12 protein-coding genes are annotated in these 16,615 nt (G+C 49.6%); 3 read left to right on the forward strand and 9 right to left on the reverse strand.

The window, feature by feature from the left end; translation table 11 throughout:
* Window positions 1-276: 276 nt before the first annotated feature.
* The 8 genes from B7988_RS15125 to nifJ all read right to left on the reverse strand — a co-directional run bounded on the left by B7988_RS15125 (window position 277) and on the right by nifJ (window position 8,527).
* A complete protein-coding gene (locus B7988_RS15125) occupies window positions 277-447 on the reverse strand; it encodes a hypothetical protein (protein WP_170930679.1) in 171 nt (56 codons plus the stop codon).
* A gap of 135 nt (window positions 448-582) precedes the next feature.
* The gene (locus B7988_RS14445) at window positions 583-1,221 is read right to left on the reverse strand and encodes a hypothetical protein (protein WP_088658434.1); all 639 of its coding nucleotides are present in this window, start codon (window positions 1,219-1,221) and stop codon (window positions 583-585) included.
* A 4-nt stretch (window positions 1,222-1,225) separates the two neighbouring features.
* On the reverse strand, window positions 1,226-1,912 hold the full coding sequence (locus B7988_RS14450) for an FISUMP domain-containing protein (RefSeq protein ID WP_088658435.1): 687 nt from the start codon (window positions 1,910-1,912) through the stop codon (window positions 1,226-1,228).
* A 9-nt stretch (window positions 1,913-1,921) separates the two neighbouring features.
* Complete coding sequence (locus tag B7988_RS14455) at window positions 1,922-2,716, reverse strand: hypothetical protein (RefSeq protein WP_088658436.1); 795 nt, start codon at window positions 2,714-2,716, stop codon at window positions 1,922-1,924.
* 55 nt (window positions 2,717-2,771) lie between these two features.
* Window positions 2,772-3,620: an IS3 family transposase gene (locus tag B7988_RS14460; RefSeq protein ID WP_170930680.1), complete on the reverse strand. Its 849-nt coding sequence runs from the start codon at window positions 3,618-3,620 to the stop codon at window positions 2,772-2,774.
* Between the two features lie 17 nt (window positions 3,621-3,637).
* The gene (locus tag B7988_RS14465; RefSeq protein ID WP_073321178.1) at window positions 3,638-3,967 is read right to left on the reverse strand and encodes a transposase; all 330 of its coding nucleotides are present in this window, start codon (window positions 3,965-3,967) and stop codon (window positions 3,638-3,640) included.
* A 55-nt stretch (window positions 3,968-4,022) separates the two neighbouring features.
* Window positions 4,023-4,631 (reverse strand): hypothetical protein, encoded by a 609-nt coding sequence (locus tag B7988_RS14470; RefSeq protein ID WP_088658438.1) that lies wholly within the window; start codon window positions 4,629-4,631, stop codon window positions 4,023-4,025.
* A gap of 326 nt (window positions 4,632-4,957) precedes the next feature.
* On the reverse strand, window positions 4,958-8,527 hold the full coding sequence (nifJ, locus tag B7988_RS14475; protein ID WP_088658439.1) for a pyruvate:ferredoxin (flavodoxin) oxidoreductase: 3,570 nt from the start codon (window positions 8,525-8,527) through the stop codon (window positions 4,958-4,960).
* A gap of 178 nt (window positions 8,528-8,705) precedes the next feature.
* Between nifJ and B7988_RS14480 the strand changes: the two genes are divergently transcribed.
* Window positions 8,706-9,326, forward strand: a complete 621-nt coding sequence (locus B7988_RS14480; RefSeq protein WP_088658443.1) for a hypothetical protein — start codon at window positions 8,706-8,708, stop codon at window positions 9,324-9,326.
* Between the two features lie 72 nt (window positions 9,327-9,398).
* Here the strand turns inward: B7988_RS14480 and B7988_RS14485 are convergent, their stop codons facing one another.
* Entirely contained in the window at window positions 9,399-11,195 is a 1,797-nt protein-coding gene (locus B7988_RS14485) for a glycoside hydrolase family 43 protein (protein WP_088658440.1), read from the reverse strand.
* A gap of 260 nt (window positions 11,196-11,455) precedes the next feature.
* Here B7988_RS14485 and B7988_RS14495 point away from each other — a divergent pair, with 260 nt between their 5' ends.
* Both B7988_RS14495 and B7988_RS14500 read left to right on the forward strand, forming a co-directional pair.
* Entirely contained in the window at window positions 11,456-12,523 is a 1,068-nt protein-coding gene (locus B7988_RS14495; protein ID WP_073322806.1) for an HD domain-containing phosphohydrolase, read from the forward strand.
* Window positions 12,524-12,535: 12 nt separating this feature from the next.
* Entirely contained in the window at window positions 12,536-16,507 is a 3,972-nt protein-coding gene (locus B7988_RS14500) for a response regulator (protein ID WP_088658442.1), read from the forward strand.
* The last annotated feature ends 108 nt before the right edge of the window (window positions 16,508-16,615 follow it).

Here is a 16,615-nt window from a genome sequence, read left to right on the forward strand (position 1 = left end):
AGCCTAGATCTGATGTTGGAACAAACTATTTTTGCGAAAAACCCTTGACACTACCGTTGGAACAAACTATTTTTGCGAAAAACCCTTGACACTACCGGCTTAAGGGAAGGAATGGGGCGGGTGCCTTCGTCCTGAACAGGCTTCAAAGCCTAAATGACACAGTCGGGTTACCCGTTCCACTCCCATTTTTTTAGTTTACAACAGAATAAAAAAATGTCACCCTATTAATATAGGATGACACCCCTGTCTACTGCCTACTGTTTACTGTCTACTCGCCTACAGGCTGATCAACCCTTCCGTATCCTTGGACATCGCATCGTAGAATGCGTAGCGGGCGTCGACTTCCTTCTGGAGGTCGTCGGCGAGCTTTCTAGCCACTTCCGGATTATTACGGGTGAGCTGCTTGTAGCGGTTTTCGGTGTAGATGTATTCTGCAACCGGGATCATCGTTTAGGGGCGGCCACCTTCGCTTCGCTCGTCGCCCGCCTCCTAAAACCGAGACCACGGTCTCGGCCCCAAGGGGTCACTATCCCTAACGCAAAAATTAGAGAATGAATGTTCCAAAAGATGTTTGTAGTTCTTCTAAAAATCAAATAATCTGTCAGGGAAATTCTTTGAATTACGCATTTTAAATATTTCTGTAGTAACAACGGTTTCTGTTCCATTCACATCTACAGATACAATCATTTTTTTTAGGTTATTATTTACATCATATTCAAATGTTGTCAATACATCCGCATTATCCTTGACGGAATGAATTTTTTCAATGCGGTTGCGTTTGCTGTTATAGAATAAAGAGCCTACTTCGCCTTCAATAAGATATAAGTCTTGAGAAATATACTTTGGAGCATTCCATTTACCCGAATCAAGAGGATTAAAGTTTCCGTATGAATATTCCTTAAGTGGTTCTCCGTTGTAGTGAACGATTTTGTATTCTCTAGTGGCTAAATCAACAATCTTCATTCTATCGCCATTTACAATGCTTCGCTGATTTAAAAAAGAACTTCTGATTTCCATATAGGATTTATTTGTGCCTTTATTGACAATATGCATATCTGTTTGGCTAGAGGATGTTAAGGTTTTAACCGTTACACGTAAACGAACTTCAATGGAATCTTTGGGTATATAATATTCCTTAAGGTTTGTTTTAATCTGTTCCAAAGTTAAAGCAAAGGGCTGAGATATAATCAGGGCAATCAAAAAGATAATTTTCTTATACATAAGTCTATTCCTTTATACAACGGATATAATACTTCATTGTTTCTATGCTATGCCCCAATGAAGAAACGCTCATGTAGTTATAACAAACATAGAGTGTATAAAAATAATCAGAACCGTCTGATTCATTTGTCCAAAAAGAAACATCGTTGTTTTCGTTACGGCTTTCTGTTAAATAAGCAAATCCCCCAGCTCTTAAAGACATCCCGCATTTGTTGGTATTTATGGTATCTTGTATATTTTCCCAATATCCTGCGGAGAGAACGTTCATTCTATTATCTACTGTAATTAGGAGATTATCATAATCATTTGATTTTGGCATACGCCATCCTGCAGGACACAATTGATCTAAATTTTTACCAAGATAGAGTCTTCCATATTTTTCACAATTCTCTGGTAAACTATCATAGCAAAAGCTTCCTGCAGCTTCATAACTTAAGCTTTGCGCCATCCAAACCTGGTCACCGATTGTCGTATATCGATATTCCTGCCCATCACGTTCATCAATAAACGTTCCGCGGTTTGGCATGCCATAGATGTTCGTTCCTTCTGAAGGGCAGACGGAGGCTGCATCAAAGCCCTCATCCGCGTCGGTTGTGCAGGCATTTAGAATAATAACGAATGAGCAAATCATAGCCATGGCAATGATTGTTTTATTTTCTAGGAGAAACCTAGATGATGTTGTCGAATTCATGATGAACTCCTATCTGAAGATTTCCCAGGACAGAATCTCATTCCCGCGACGGAGAACAAGGTAACTTCCTGGTGTGAATGTGTAATTTGAAATTGAAACAGAATGTTCGCCTTCGTTCCATATTCCATTGAACAAAGAGACAAGGGGCATACCAATTGCATTTACCGTTTCTAGTGTATAAGTTCCTTTTTCAGTCACATTCACATAGATTATGTCGCCATCGACATCAATCAAATCTTCATAAGAGTCCTTTGTCTTAAATTGACTGCTAAATCGTGGTTGAGGAGCGTACCCCCAAAGCAGATTTCCATTTAAATCCAGAATGACAGCAGAATCTGCTTCAATTAGTTCTACTTCATTTAAATCATGATGCGAGGGATCATCTTCTGCATCAAAACCAACACCCCATCCTGGGTTGTGAATTTCAAAATTTACGCCATTGCCAAAATCAGTTTTTTCTCCAGGATTAAGTATGGTGTTCGTATAAAGGAACGATACATAGTAGAGATCTCCGCCTGCACTTATCTTATTTGTAGCGGCAAAAGGGCTACTATAGTAATCAACTTCTTGCTTTCCGCTTGCATCCCGATAATAGTAACGAACTTCAAATCCTTCAATGGGTGTATCACCAGTATTCTCAGCGAGCATTGTCAAGAGACTTGACTGATTTGAACCAGCCTTAGCATCCTTCGCCAAGACGCGAACGCTCTTACGTTTCTTTTCTATCGGACCATCAGCATCGTAGCAATTCCATTCTGGATTTGTAGGTTTTTTAATAGTGGGTTCATGAACGACCATATTCATTACCGGTTAAGTTAAATATATCCTTTTTTCTTGTTAAGTGGTATACCTTTGTGGTCTAGGCAGCCTGTTTTGACAGCCTATATTCAACCGGAGTCATGTATCCCAGCGAACTATGGAGCCGTTTCCGGTTGTAGAACAGCTCGATATACCTGAAAGCGGCCTCCCGCACGTCTTCGATGTCCTTGAAGTCACGCCTGTAGGCCATCTCCTTCTTGAAGCTTGCGAAGAAGCTTTCCATGCAGGCGTTGTCGTAGGGGCAGCCCGGTGCGCTCATCGAGGGCGTTATCCCGTTCTCCGAGAGCATCGTGCGGTAACCCATGCTACTGTACTGCACGCCGCGGTCGGAATGGAAGATGAGCCCGTCGTGATGGCCGCGTTGCATGATGGCATTGGACAACGCGCGCTTGACAAGTTCCGTGTCGATGTTCTTGCTTACGGCGTAGCCCACCGCCTCCTTGTTACACAGGTCCAACACCACGGCAAGGTACACCCAGCCAAGCGTAGTCTTGACGTAGGTGATGTCGCCGGCCCAGACGGCGTTCAGGCTGTCGGGATCGAACTTACGCTGCACCAGGTTCTCGCTGTACATGGCGTCGCATTTGCCCTTGCGGTAGGGTTTCCACTTCCTGAGTGTGACTGGATAGAGCCCGTTCTCGCGCATGATGCGGCGCAGTTTCCACACCTTTACCTCGACACCCTTGTCTTGGAGTGCCGCCAGCATCTTCGGGCAACCGTACACGCGGTGGTTTTCTTCGAAGGTGTCGCGGACCTTCTGGACAAGCCGTTCTTCGCGGGCCTTGCGTTCGGACCTTGCCGTTTCCTGTTTTGACCACTGGTAGTAGGAACACTGCGGTATTCCTAGGGCTCTGCACATCTTCCTGACTGAGTATTTCTTGCGGTTCACGTGTATCGCCTCGCATTTCAGTCGTGTGGTCGCATAAAGATGTGCAGGGATTTTTTTAGGATCTCTACCGTCTCCTTCTCGTCCGCGAGTTCCTTTTCGCGTTTCTTCAGGAGCTTCTCCAGTTCCCTATTCTTGGCGGCGAGTTCCTCGACGGACACCTTGCGGATGCGCCGTTCCTCGCGATAGCTCGGCAGGTTGTGTTCCTTGCGGTACTCGTTTACCCACCTACCGACCGTATTTGGCCCTATTCCGAGTTCCTTGGCTATCTGATTTGCGGACTTTTCGCCTTTCAGGACCAGTTTGATGACTTGTTCCCTTGTCTCGGAGTTGTAGTTGACTTTTGCCATTGTTTTACCTTTTTGGGGTTGCGCAATGAATATAGTAGCTTATGCTACCCTCTTATTAAACTCCTGCATAGTCCATTAGTTTTGTATAATCCGAAATAGACTTTGTTTTATCAAGCTCTCTAGAACCATTCAAGAGAACTTGATCAGCAAAACCCGAACCTTCATGAGGCGTATTGAAAAATATTACATTTTCAATTTCGCCTTTATATTTGCTGCTTTGAATATATTCACGAACTGCAAGACCTGCAACACCTTCCGAAATAATAACAAATTTAAAGGGGATTAGGTCAGGATTTGTTTTTTTTATGTCGGCAAGTTTTTTGCCATTTTTTTTCAATGAAACGACCTTCGCATTCTTTGTATTTGCAAACCAATTGGTTGTTGCTTTATTAAATACGGAATTATCTCCGACAAAAAGCTCATTCGCTGCTTCAGAAGGTGTTTTTGTCATACTATATGAGTGACAATAAACATAAGAATCATCGCCAGTGGAAAGACTTTTCTTAATGCCTAGATTATCCCAAGTAACATCTGATGTTGATGAGCATAAGTCAGAGGCATCCATCATGATGAAAATTTTTGATGGATTTGGCTCGACAATCGAACCTATTGCAAAAGATGACAATATCGAAATTAGAACAAAAAATAATTTATGGTTTTTCATTTTTTATTTCAAATGTGTAAAGTTGTTTTTGGCGGCACAAATATAGAAAAGTTGTTTTTTTTGCGGAATTATGACAGCCATTTGTATAAATGCAAAAGCGCTCCTACAAATGTTTGAACGGTTTATGCAGAATGCAGGGGTCTTAGGGGGCGGAGCCACCTAGGTGAGAGGGGAGGCGGCAACACAGTGTCGCCGAGGGGGAGGCTTCCCCCTTTGTATAAAAAAAAACAAGAGCCAAGATTTCTCTCGACTCTCATCTTTTGCTCAAAGGCCCGCAGGGCCGCGCTCACTCCTCGAAGGGAGCGAAGCGACCGTGCTCATACCTCTTACAGGCTGATCAACCCTTCCGTATCCTTAGACATGGCGTCATAGAATGCGAAGCGGGCATCGACTTCCTTCTGGAGGTCGTCGGCGAGCTTCTTGGCCACTTCCGGATTGCTACGGGTGAGCTGCTTGTAGCGGTTTTCGGTGTAGATGTATTCTGCAACCGGGATCGTCGGCTTCTTGGAGTCGAGGATAAGCGGAGCCTTTCCTTCGGCGGCGAGAGCCGGGTTGTAACGGAGCAGAGTCCAGTAACCGGAATCCACGGCCATCTTCTGGTGCTGAAGCTGGCTGTTGAGATCGAAACCGTGGTTGATGCAGGGGCAGTAGCAGATGATCAGCGACGGACCATTATGTGCTTCTGCTTCCTGGAGAACCTTCAGAGCCTGAGCGTCGTTTGCGCCGAGGGCGATACGGCCCACGTAAACGTTCTTGTAGCTCATGGCGATGAGGCCCAGGTCCTTCTTGCCAGCGCGCTTACCGGCCGCAGCGAAGAGGGCGACTGCGCCACGGTTCGTGGCCTTGGAAGCCTGTCCACCGGTGTTGGAGTACACTTCGGTATCGAGGACGCAGATGTTCACGTTTTCGCCGGTTGCCATCACGTGGTCGAGACCACCGTAACCGATATCGTATGCCCAACCGTCACCACCGAAGATCCACACGGACTTCTTCACGAGGTAATCGGCGAATTCGTCGCGGAGGCTGACGGATGCGTCGTCGGTAGCACCGGCGAGGGCTGCCTTCAGGGCGGCGACGTTTTCACGCTGGGCCTTGATGCCGGCTTCGTCATTCTGCTCCTGCGTCGTGAGCTTTTCCTTGAGTTCGGCAGGAACGTTCACGGCTTCGAGGAGGCTAAGAGCCTGCTTGGTATGCTTCGTGATAGCGAGACGCATACCGAGACCGAATTCGGCGTTGTCTTCGAAGAGGCTGTTGGCCCATGCCGGACCGCGGCCTTCCTTGTTCTTTGCCCACGGAGTGGTCGGGAGGTTACCGCCGTAAATGGAGGAGCAACCCGTAGCGTTAGCGACAACCATGCGGTCACCGAAGAGCTGAGAAACGAGACGTACGTAAGCGGTTTCGCCGCAGCCTGCGCAGCTTCCGGAGAATTCGAACAGAGGTTCGAGGAGCATGGCCTGCTTGACGAGGCTCTTGTTGACCTTGGTGCGGTCGAATTCCGGGAGATCGACGAAGAAGTCCCAGCACTTGCCTTCCTGGACCTTGATGGGTTCCTGCGGCACCATGTTGATGGCCTTCTTGGTTTCGTCGGCCTTGTCCTTACCGATACAGGCCTGCGTACAGACGCCGCAACCCGTACAGTCGTAGCTGGACACGGAAATAGCGAACACCGGCTTGTCGGAACCTTCGAGCTTGAAGCCCTTGGCCGGGGTGTACTTGAAGCCTTCCGGAGCGTTCTTCACGGCAGTTTCGTCCACAACCTTCACGCGGATGGCTGCATGCGGGCAGACCATGGCGCACTTGCCGCACTGCACGCAAGCGTCCGGATTCCAGGACGGGATGTTGAGGGCGAGGTCGCGCTTTTCGTACTTGGTGGTAGCGGTCGGGAACACGCCGTCGCAAGGCATCTTGGAAACGGGGAGGAGTTCGCCGTTGCCCTTGATGATTTCTGCGGTGACTTCGTTCACGAACTTCGGAGCGTCGCCGTGGATCGGAGCGCGGAATTCCTTGGTGCTGGTGACAGCAGACGGAACCTTGACTTCGAACAGGTTAGCAAGAGAGGCGTCGATAGCGTCCCAGTTCTTCTGGACCACTTCCTGACCCTTCTTGGCGTAAGTCTTTTCGGCGTACTTCTTGATGTACTTGATGGCGGTTTCGGCATCGAGCACGTTACCGAGCTTGGAGAAGAAGCAGGTCTGCATCACGGTGTTGATGCGGCGGCCCATGCCGGTCTTCGCGGCAACGGCGTAAGCATCGATCACGTACACCTTGAGGTGCTTCTTGATGATTTCTTCCTGCACCGGACGCGGGAAGGTATCCCACACGGTGTCGGCGGAGTGCGGAGTATTCACGAGGAAGGTTGCGCCATCCTTCGCGTACTTCAGCATGTTCACGGATTCCAGGTGCGGAGTGTGGTGGCATGCCACGAAGTCGGCTTCGTTTTCGCCAATCAGGTACGGGGCGTCGATGATGCTCTTACCAAAGCGGAGGTGAGAGGTGGTCATGGAGCCGGACTTCTTGGAGTCGTAAACGAAGTAGCCCTGGGCGTAGTTGTCGGTTTCGTTACCGATAATCTTGATGGAGTTCTTGTTGGCACCCACGGTACCGTCGGAACCCAGACCGAAGAACATAGCCTGGAAGAAGTCGCTTTCGAGCTTGAAGTTCGGGTCGATGGTGAGGCTCGTGTGGCAGACGTCGTCGTTGATACCGACGGTGAAGCGAGCCTTCGGGTCGGCCTTGGCGAGTTCGTCGAAGATGGCCTTGACCATAGCCGGGGTGAATTCCTTGGAAGAGAGACCGTAGCGGCCGCCGATCATCTTCGGCATGGCCATCTTGCCAGCCATCACGGCTTCGCTGATAGCGGTCAGGGCGTCCTGGAAGAGCGGTTCGCCAGCGGAACCCGGTTCCTTGCAGCGGTCGAGGACGGCAATCTTCTTGACGGTCTTCGGGAGGGCTGCAACCACGGCTTCCATCGGGAACGGGCGGTACAGGCGGATGTTTACGAGACCGACCTTTTCGCCCTTCCCGTTCAGGTACTTGACGGTGTCACCGATGGTGCAGGTCGAAGAACCCATGGAAATGATCACGCGTTCGGCGTCGGGTGCACCGACGTAGTCCACGATGTGGTACTGACGGCCAGTGTAGCTTGCAACCTTGTCCATGTACTTCTGGACAATTTCTGGAACCTTGGCGTAGAACGGGTTCACCGTTTCGCGGCCCTGGAAGTAGACGTCCGGGTTCTGGGCGGTACCGCGCATGGTCGGGCGGTCCGGGGTGAGGCAGCGTTCACGGCAAGCCTTCACGTACTTTTCGTCGATGACGTTACGGATAACGCCGTCTTCGAGAGCTTCGATCTTCATCACTTCGTGGGAGGTGCGGAAACCGTCAAAGAAGTGCATAAACGGAACGCGGCTTTCGAGAGTGGATGCGTGGGCCACGAGAGCGAGGTCCTGGCATTCCTGCACGCAGCTGGAGGCGAGCATGGCAAAGCCGGTCTGGCGGCAGGCCATCACGTCGGAATGGTCGCCGAAAATAGAAAGGCCCTGCATGGCAAGGGCACGGGCAGTCACATGGAAGACCGTGGGGGTCAGTTCGCCCGCAATCTTGTACATGTTCGGGATCATCAAGAGAAGACCCTGGGAAGCGGTGAAGGTCGTGGTCAAAGCACCGGCCTGGAGCGCTCCGTGAACGGTACCGGCAGCGCCACCTTCGGACTGCATTTCAAACACGCGGGGAACCTGTCCCCAAATATTCTTCTTGCCTGCAGCACTCCAGTTGTCGGCGTGCTCAGCCATAGGACTAGACGGTGTAATCGGGTAGATAGCCGCAACTTCGCTAACAGCAAACGCTACGCTAGCGGTGGCCTCGTTACCATCACACGCAATCATCTTTTTTGCCATGTGTGTCTCCAATTTTTAGGTTTTTTCGAAAAAATCTGATTTAAGTGCACTTTCGGCCCATTTGGAGCCAAAAGCGTAAAATCCAAGATGAAAAATATAAAGATTAAAGGGAATTGAACAAGGATTTTTTGAAAAATTGCGTAAATCTAGGGGTGTTTCTTTATTGTATATTTACTCCATGCGGCTTTGGCTTACGACATCTCCTGACGATTTTGCTTCGGAATTTGACGATATCGAGCAAATATTTTCGCGCGGGCTTTCGCGCCTGATTTTACAGAAACGCGGACGAGGGGGCTCTCCTTACGCCACCGAAAGCGATTACGAACGCTGGCTCATGGCCCTCCCGATGGAATGCCGTGACCGCATCTGGGTGCGGGGGACTCCCGATTTGGCGGAGCACCTGGACGTGCGCGGGTGCGTTGCCGAGGCGGGCTCCTTGTTGGGCGATGCTCCTGAAAGCTGGAAACGCGTGAATACGGTTGCCTTTTGTCGTAGTCTGGACCAGCTGGAAAAGTTGCCGCAGTGGGTGGCCGGGGCGCTTGTCGGGCCGGTATTTCAGCCTCAGTCGGTGTATGAACCGGTAAAAACTCACGGAGTCGAAACGCTTGCAAATAAATTAACGACAATTGCGTCGTCTGATTCCGCTAAAATTCCCCAGATTATCGCGTTCGGCGGCATCGATCACGAAACGCTAGACGAAATCAAAAAACTCCCGGTGCAGGGAGTCTCTGTTCTCGGCGGCATTTGGAATTATGCCGACCCGGTAAACGCTTTTATCAAGCTCAGCAGAGCAATGTGACTAATGTGAAATGTGGAATGTGAAATGACTAATTAACATCACACATTACACATCACACATTACACATCTTTTTTATCGTTGGATATAAACCGCGTTTCTTGGCTTGGCCTTGAGTCTATTGCCCAATAAGTCAAAGTAAACCGGATTACGGTTCAAACGCATATTAGCGCGGTTGTTGCGTAAATCCTTTGAAATGAAGGTTGTCGTCGTGTCTTCCTTGTACGGTTTGTCCGGATCGTCTACGACTATCTTGATTTTGGCTTGGCTCTTGCAGCCGGTCTCGTTTGTGTAAACGACAGTGTAGTAACCGCTAAAGTCGCCATCCACATTCTTGAGCGTGTTCTCGCGGGTGGTGGACTTGAATCCGTTCGGGCCTTCCCAATTCCAGATTTTACCGTCCCACGGGTGCGGGCCGAACTGCACCGTAGCGCCCTTCGCGACCTTCAGGTCAAGCGTTTCATTCCAGCCGCCGTCATTGACTTTGCTGTAGGGGATAATCTTGGTGCCGCTGCACGGGGCAACGACCTTCTTGCCATCGCAAATGCCGATAGAATCAGGCTCCTCGATGACTCTCGGCTCGAAATCCGGAGTGGGGAAGGCCTTCATGAGGGCAGCTGTTTCTGCCGCCGTAATGGGGATGACCGTTCCATGGCGGGGCGTGAATGCGCCCTTCATTTCGGTATTCTGGACGAAAGTGAAATTTTCGAGGTCGGTGCTGCTGGTGAATTGGTAATGTCCGTTCATGTAGCAGTCGTACATCAAAATCCAGGTTCCCTGGTTGATCAGTTTGAAGATGCCAGCCCCTTCCACGGCCTCGGTTGTTTGCTGCAGGCCGTCCTTTTTCCGGTACCAGTTGGCAGGCTTAGTGCCGTTCGCCTTGGTGAGTTCCAGCGCCCTGACCTTGCTGATGCCGCCGTCGCCCTCGTTCTTGTAGAAGGCGTGGTAGTACTTGTCGGCCGGGTTGTAGACAATGTCCATGTCGATGGTGGATTTTCCGCGGCTGAAGTAGAAGATGGGGTCGCTCTCGAGGTCGGTAAAGTCCTCGTTCGCATAGGCAAAGTACACCTGATCGAATTCAATGGTCCCGTCGTTGGTCAAAAGCGAGAAATACACGAGGGGGCGGCCCTTGCTTCCGTCCTTGTTCTCGTGATCGTAGTCCCAGATGGTCTCGGGGGCCCAAACGCGGGTCACGTTCGCGAAGTTCTTGCCCTTGTAGCGGTCCGGGAAATGCACCGTGCTGTGCTTCCAGTTGATGAGGTCCTTGGACTTCATCATGACGATGCCGCGGTTGCTCGCCCAGCCCTCGGCGCTCTTCATGTCGGTATTCACCATGTAAAACCAGCCGTCGGGGCCGCGCATCACGTGCGGGTCGCGGAGTCCCTTCTTGACGCTCACCGTATCGGCGGCCACAACGCGCTTGCCCCCGTTCATCGCCGTATAGTTGAATCCGTCGTTGCTCAGCGCGTAGTAGATGTTCTCGTTGTCGTTTGCCGGGAAATACACGAAAAGATAGTTGGAATACGGTTCGAACCCATGGATTGAGATGGTGAATTCCTTCTTTTCGGTTTGTCCGGAGGCTGATTCAAGGTTCTTCATGGTCGCCGTCAGGGTGACTTCCTTGTTTTCGCCAAGGAGACGGCCCTTGATTTTTCCGTCGTGTCCGAGGAATAGCGTATCGCTGCTTTCCCAGGTGGCAGGGACTCGGGTATACTGCCTGATGGTATCGGGGAGGTTCAAGTCGTTGTAGAGGTCGTTGGCGTTGGAATCGACTTCATAGTAGAAGACTGTTTGCCAAAACGGGGCTATTACGGGTTCTTGTGCAAAAACAGCCCCTGCTAAAGCGATTGCCAGTGGTAAAATGCGCTTCATACTTAAATCTCCGAACCTCTAAATTGATGGACTAATGACCTGTTATAAATATAACTCCACTTTGGCGGGCTTTTTTGTCAATTTTAATAAGAATGTTGACTTTTTTTCCATACCCCTTTTGTACATTATATCACATGTTGTAAGGGGGGAAACATATAAAAATGTTGCAAAAGGGCTTTTTCTCAAAAAAAATGGCATATTCCAAGTTGGAATAAGTTGAGTTGGTCTATTTGGACCACTAAACATTATATTAGGGTTATATGGAACGGAAGCGCGCAAAGATTTTGGTAATTGACGACACGAAGACGAATATCGAAGTACTCGAAGGAATTTTATCCGGCGAGTATGACGTTTTTGTTGCCCTGGATGGCAAAAAAGGCCTGTTTTTGACCGAAAAAGTCAAACCGGACCTGATTTTGCTTGACGTGATGATGCCAGAAATGGATGGCTACGAAACGCTCCGCCAGATGAACGAAAAAAAGCTGGTCGAAAATACTCCGGTGCTGTTTTTGACAGCGAAAGCCGATTCCAAGAGCGAGCAGACTGGCCTTGACTTGGGTGCAGTCGATTACATTACCAAACCGTTCCACCCGAATTTGGTGCAATTGCGCATTAAAAATCAGTTGGAATTCAAGCACCAGCGTGACCATTTGCAGGAACTGGTAGAAGAAAAGACCCTGGATTTGCGTAAAACGCTCAAGGTGATGCTGACGAGTCTCGGTGCGCTGGCCGAATACCGCGACCCCGAAACGGGAGCCCACATTAAGCGTACGCAGGTGCTGGTACAGATGCTTGCCGAAACCTTGCGAGACCATCCGCGTTTTAAGGATGCGATTCCGAACAATGAATATATCGATTACTATGCGACGGCAGCTCCGCTACATGATATTGGCAAAGTCGGCATTCCCGACGAAATATTGCGCAAGCCGGCCCGCCTGGACGAAGAAGAATGGGCGGTCATGAGTACGCATGCCCAAAAGGGTTACGATGTGCTGGTGAATGCCACGCGTGAACTCAAGGACCATCCGTTGGTCAAGATTTGTGCCGATATTATTCTGAACCACCATGAGCGCTTTGATGGAGGTGGTTACCCGAACAAGCTCAAGGGGGACGATATTCCCGTGGGTGCGCGTTTGATGTCGGTAGCCGACGTGTACGACGCCCTTGTTTCGAAGCGCCCGTATAAAGAAGCTTTCCCGCATGAGGTTGCTGTTAAAGAAATTCTTGGTGGTAGGGGTACTCAGTTTGACCCCGATGTCGTTGACGCCTTTATGTCGCTTGAATCCAAGTTGCCCGAGATTTACGATCATTTTAAGGAAAATCCTTAAAAAGGAGTGGTCTTGTCCCGTAACCCGCTGAACGCCCAACGTCGCCGTTTACGTAACCGCATTTCTGTGGTTTACATGCTACCGACATTGCTTGCGGCAGTGGCGATGGTCATTATTTTTTCGCATGCGGTGCGTTCCATGCTGGTGGATTCTGCCGTCGCGAATACGGAAACCGCCCTCCGTGAACGCGTGCAGACCGAAGTCGAAGCCTTTTTGAAGGTGCGCGAAGAAAAGTTCCTGACAACGGTCAAGCGCGTGCAGGGGGTAACGAAAGAAAAATCAATCAGGCCGATTTTGTACAAGCAGACTCAAAGTGCAGACGGCATTGTAGACGTTTATTACGGGACGACTGTCGGCGACTTTATTTCGGGCCGGGGAATCAAGCTTGAAAGCGACCAGACGGAATTTCGTACCAAGAGCTGGTATCTAGAGGCATCGCGCAAAAGGGGACTTGCCTATACGGGGCCGACTATTCGCAAGAACCTCAACCGCCAAGTCATTTCGCTTTCTTACCCCATTTGGGACAACAATCACAAATTCAAGGGAGCCGTCGGCGAAGATATCAATCTTCACAAGGTGAGACTGGCCATGGGTGCGCTTGCCAAGGAAGAAGGCGGCGTTACCATGCTGGTGGGTACCGAAAACGATAACCTCCTCACGTATTTCCCGTACGAAACGAATCGCGGAAAAGTCTTGCAGGACAGTGTCGAAGGCTTGTTGCAACTAGTTTCTGACAAGTTCAATTCGGACACCTTGATGAGTGGGCGAATTTTGCGCTTTGAAAAGACAAATGAACACCACCAGCAGTTGATTTTCATGGTGACTCCTTTGGATCAGTTGCCGTTCTATATTATCCACGTGAGTCAGCATAATAAGATTGCTGCCAGTATCGACAACAATGCCTCGACGGTTCTTGGCGTCGTAGCGGTCTTTGTCTTTGCGTTGATCGCGCTTGCGGCCATAGCCTCGCACTTGCTGTTCCGTCGCTATATTCAACGAGACTTGAATGACAGCGTGAATTCCAGTACGCTTTTCGATACGCTTTTGTGGAAAGGTGACAACTTTACCATCATTTTAACCAACGAAAACTTTGACATTTTGCACGCCAGCGCCTATGTGGTTGATTTCTTGAACAATGGCGAAGACATGAAAGAAGAGAGCCTGTTCAAGTTCTTCCCTTCGGATGCGTTCAATAAGTTCGCGCACCGCGTGGCGATGGGCGGTCAGATGTTGGCTAGCGAACGCAAGACGATTGTGCGGGTACAGAATGCTGCCGGGGAAGTCGCATGGTGGGGCATGTCGTTCCAGGCGCTTGTCGAAGACAACGGAGCAACACGATTCCTGATCATGATCAACGATGAAACGAGCGGAATCCAGAAAGATACGATTCTGGATACGATCATGCTTTCGGGCGATCATTCGATCCTGATTATTTTCGACAAGAACCTGCATATTAAATATATGTCACGCCAACTGGCGGAATTCTTGGGCAAGGAATGGCGCTCGTTTGTCGGAATTTCGATTAATGAACTGAAAGACATGGGCCTCCCGGAATCGATGATTCAGGCCATGATCAAGTCTTACCAGAATGACGAAGTCTGGAAAGATTCCTTGATGCTCAAACCCGAAAACGGCACCGAAGAAACCTGGTTCCGTGGCGAAGGTTGTACCTTGAAGGTGCAAGAGACTGTTGTGGGCTACATGCTTTCGATGATTGATATTTCGGAAGTGGTGGCAGCCCGCGAAATTGCTGAACAGGCGACCCAGGCGAAGAGTGAATTCCTTGCCAACATGAGCCATGAAATTCGCACGCCGATGAACGCCATTATCGGTATGGCGCACTTGATTTCGGAAACGAACCTGGATAACCACCAGCGAGGATTTGTAGACCGAATCAGCCATGCGGCAAAGTCTTTGCTCGGAATTATCAACAATATTCTAGACTTCTCGAAGATTGAGGCGAAAAAGCAGGATTTGGAAATCACGCAGCTTGTGCTGCAAGATGTGATTGGCGAAGTGGCGGCTCTTGCCGAGGTGCGTATTGCTGGCCGCCCGATAGAATTGATTGTGGATGTGGACCCGGATATTCCTGAAATCTTGATGGGTGACCCGCTCAGGCTTTCGCAGATTTTCACGAACCTGATTAACAATGCGACCAAGTTTACCGAAAAGGGCGACATTACCCTGAGTGTCAAGCTTTTGCAGCAGGCGAACAATATGGTCAAGCTGTATATCTGTGTCAAGGATACGGGTATCGGTATGACGCCGGAACAGCTCTCGCGCCTGTTCAGCGCCTTTACGCAGGCTGACGGTTCTACCACGCGCAAGTACGGCGGCACGGGTCTCGGACTTGTGATTTCAAAGTCGTTGGTGGAACTCATGGGCGGGCAACTCCAGGTTTCGAGCGTGGCGGGCGAAGGTTCGCAATTCTTCTTTACGATTACGCTCCCGATTGCACCGCAGGCGGGCGAGGAGCCCAAGTGGAAAAACGAAGATCGCTTTACCAATAAGAATGTGCTTTTGGTAGATGACTGCGCGAATCTACGCGTTATTTTAAGACATTACCTGAACAAGTTGCGTTGCGTGGTCGAGGAAGCGAGTTCCGTAGACGAAGCTCTGGATTTGATTCAGGCGCACGAAGAAGCGGGCGAGGCTCCGTACGATTTGTTCCTGGTTGATTACGGCATGCCGATTTTGAATGGCTTTGACTTTGTGCATGGCTTGACCGAAAACATGAAGTCGATTCCGAAGGTGTTGATGCACCCGATTCATTTCGACGAAAACGAACTGAATACGGCCAAGAGTCTGGGCTTTAACAGCAACGTGTCTAAGCCGCTCCAGATTAGCACGCTCCTGAGCGCCCTGCAAGAAGCGTTCAGTTACCCGCTGACCTACAAGAAAGTCGAAAAGAAGGAAAAGGGCAAGATTTACTTTAAGGAAGCCAAAATCCTGCTGGTCGAAGATAACCAGATGAACCAGGAATTGGCGGTGTCGCTCCTGAATAGCGTCGGCCTTACCGCGATGATTGCAAATAACGGTAAAGAAGCGCTGGACATGCTCAAGAAAGACGCTTTCGACATGGTGCTCATGGATATCCAGATGCCGATTATGGATGGCCTTACCGCCACTAGGGAAATCCGTGCCCGCGAAGATGAATACTTCAAGAAGGTGCCGATTCTGGCCATGAGCGCCCGCGCCTTCCAGAAAGATACAGAGGAATGCCTAGATGCGGGCATGAACGCACACATTGTAAAGCCGATTGATCCGACGGTCTTGTACGAGGAAATGGCGAAATTCTTGCCGGTGGCCGCCGAGACGCCACACGCAAGCAATGGACATGGTTCTGATTTGTCGCAAGACGACAAGAATTTCATCTTGTATTTCCAGAAAGTGCGTGACTTTGATGCTGAAATGGGACTTTACCATGCCAACAATAACCGCAACATGTTCCTCAAGATTTTGCAGGGATTTGTGCGCGACTATGGTGGAAAATCTTTCAACTTGCGTTCGCTTATCGAAGAATTCCATTACGAGGAAGCGACCCGCATTGTGCATACCATCAAGGGCCTTTGCGGAACGATTGGGTCTACCCATGTGCAGAATCTAGCGGCCTCGCTCGAAGCAGAACTTGAACAGAAACAGTGTAATTTTGGCAATTACAATGTGTTCGAAGAAAAACTGCATGCGCTAATCGAAGATTTGCAGATTGTGCTTACCGACATTGCCTCGGAACAGAATACGACGGTGCAAAAGTCGCATGACCCGGAAGCGGCCCAAAAGCTTTCGGCTGCGGTCAAGGCGCTAAAGGATGCTGTGGATACATGTTCTTCGACCCAGTGCAAGCGTATTCTGGATGGAATTGAAAATATTGCGTTTGAGCCGAACCAGGAAGTTTTGCTTCATAAGTTGAAGGAATTGCTGGACGATTATGACTTTAGCGAAGCGTCCGAAATCCTGGAATCTCTCGAAAAGACTTTTGCTTAAAACGTCATTGCGAGACTCGCAGAGTCGAAGCAATCTTTAATTGCCAAGTTTAGAAAGGTAACGTATATTTTCTTTCGCAAATTCCTCTAAGGGGGTAAAAAAATAGGA

Origin of the sequence: Fibrobacter sp. UWB1 (assembly GCF_002210325.1) — a bacterium.
Lineage (GTDB): Bacteria > Fibrobacterota > Fibrobacteria > Fibrobacterales > Fibrobacteraceae > Fibrobacter.

Bases quoted from the DNA above. Each gene is read 5' to 3' on its own strand.
- B7988_RS15125 (WP_170930679.1), bottom strand. From the start codon at position 447: ATGATCCCGGTTGCAGAATACATCTACACCGAAAACCGCTACAAGCAG.
- B7988_RS14445 (WP_088658434.1), bottom strand. From the start codon at position 1,221: ATGTATAAGAAAATTATCTTTTTGATTGCCCTGATTATATCTCAGCCC.
- B7988_RS14450 (WP_088658435.1), bottom strand. From the start codon at position 1,912: ATGAATTCGACAACATCATCTAGGTTTCTCCTAGAAAATAAAACAATC.
- B7988_RS14455 (WP_088658436.1), bottom strand. From the start codon at position 2,716: ATGAATATGGTCGTTCATGAACCCACTATTAAAAAACCTACAAATCCA.
- B7988_RS14465 (WP_073321178.1), bottom strand. From the start codon at position 3,967: ATGGCAAAAGTCAACTACAACTCCGAGACAAGGGAACAAGTCATCAAA.
- B7988_RS14470 (WP_088658438.1), bottom strand. From the start codon at position 4,631: ATGAAAAACCATAAATTATTTTTTGTTCTAATTTCGATATTGTCATCT.
- nifJ (WP_088658439.1), bottom strand. From the start codon at position 8,527: ATGGCAAAAAAGATGATTGCGTGTGATGGTAACGAGGCCACCGCTAGC.
- B7988_RS14480 (WP_088658443.1), top strand. From the start codon at position 8,706: ATGCGGCTTTGGCTTACGACATCTCCTGACGATTTTGCTTCGGAATTT.
- B7988_RS14485 (WP_088658440.1), bottom strand. From the start codon at position 11,195: ATGAAGCGCATTTTACCACTGGCAATCGCTTTAGCAGGGGCTGTTTTT.
- B7988_RS14495 (WP_073322806.1), top strand. From the start codon at position 11,456: ATGGAACGGAAGCGCGCAAAGATTTTGGTAATTGACGACACGAAGACG.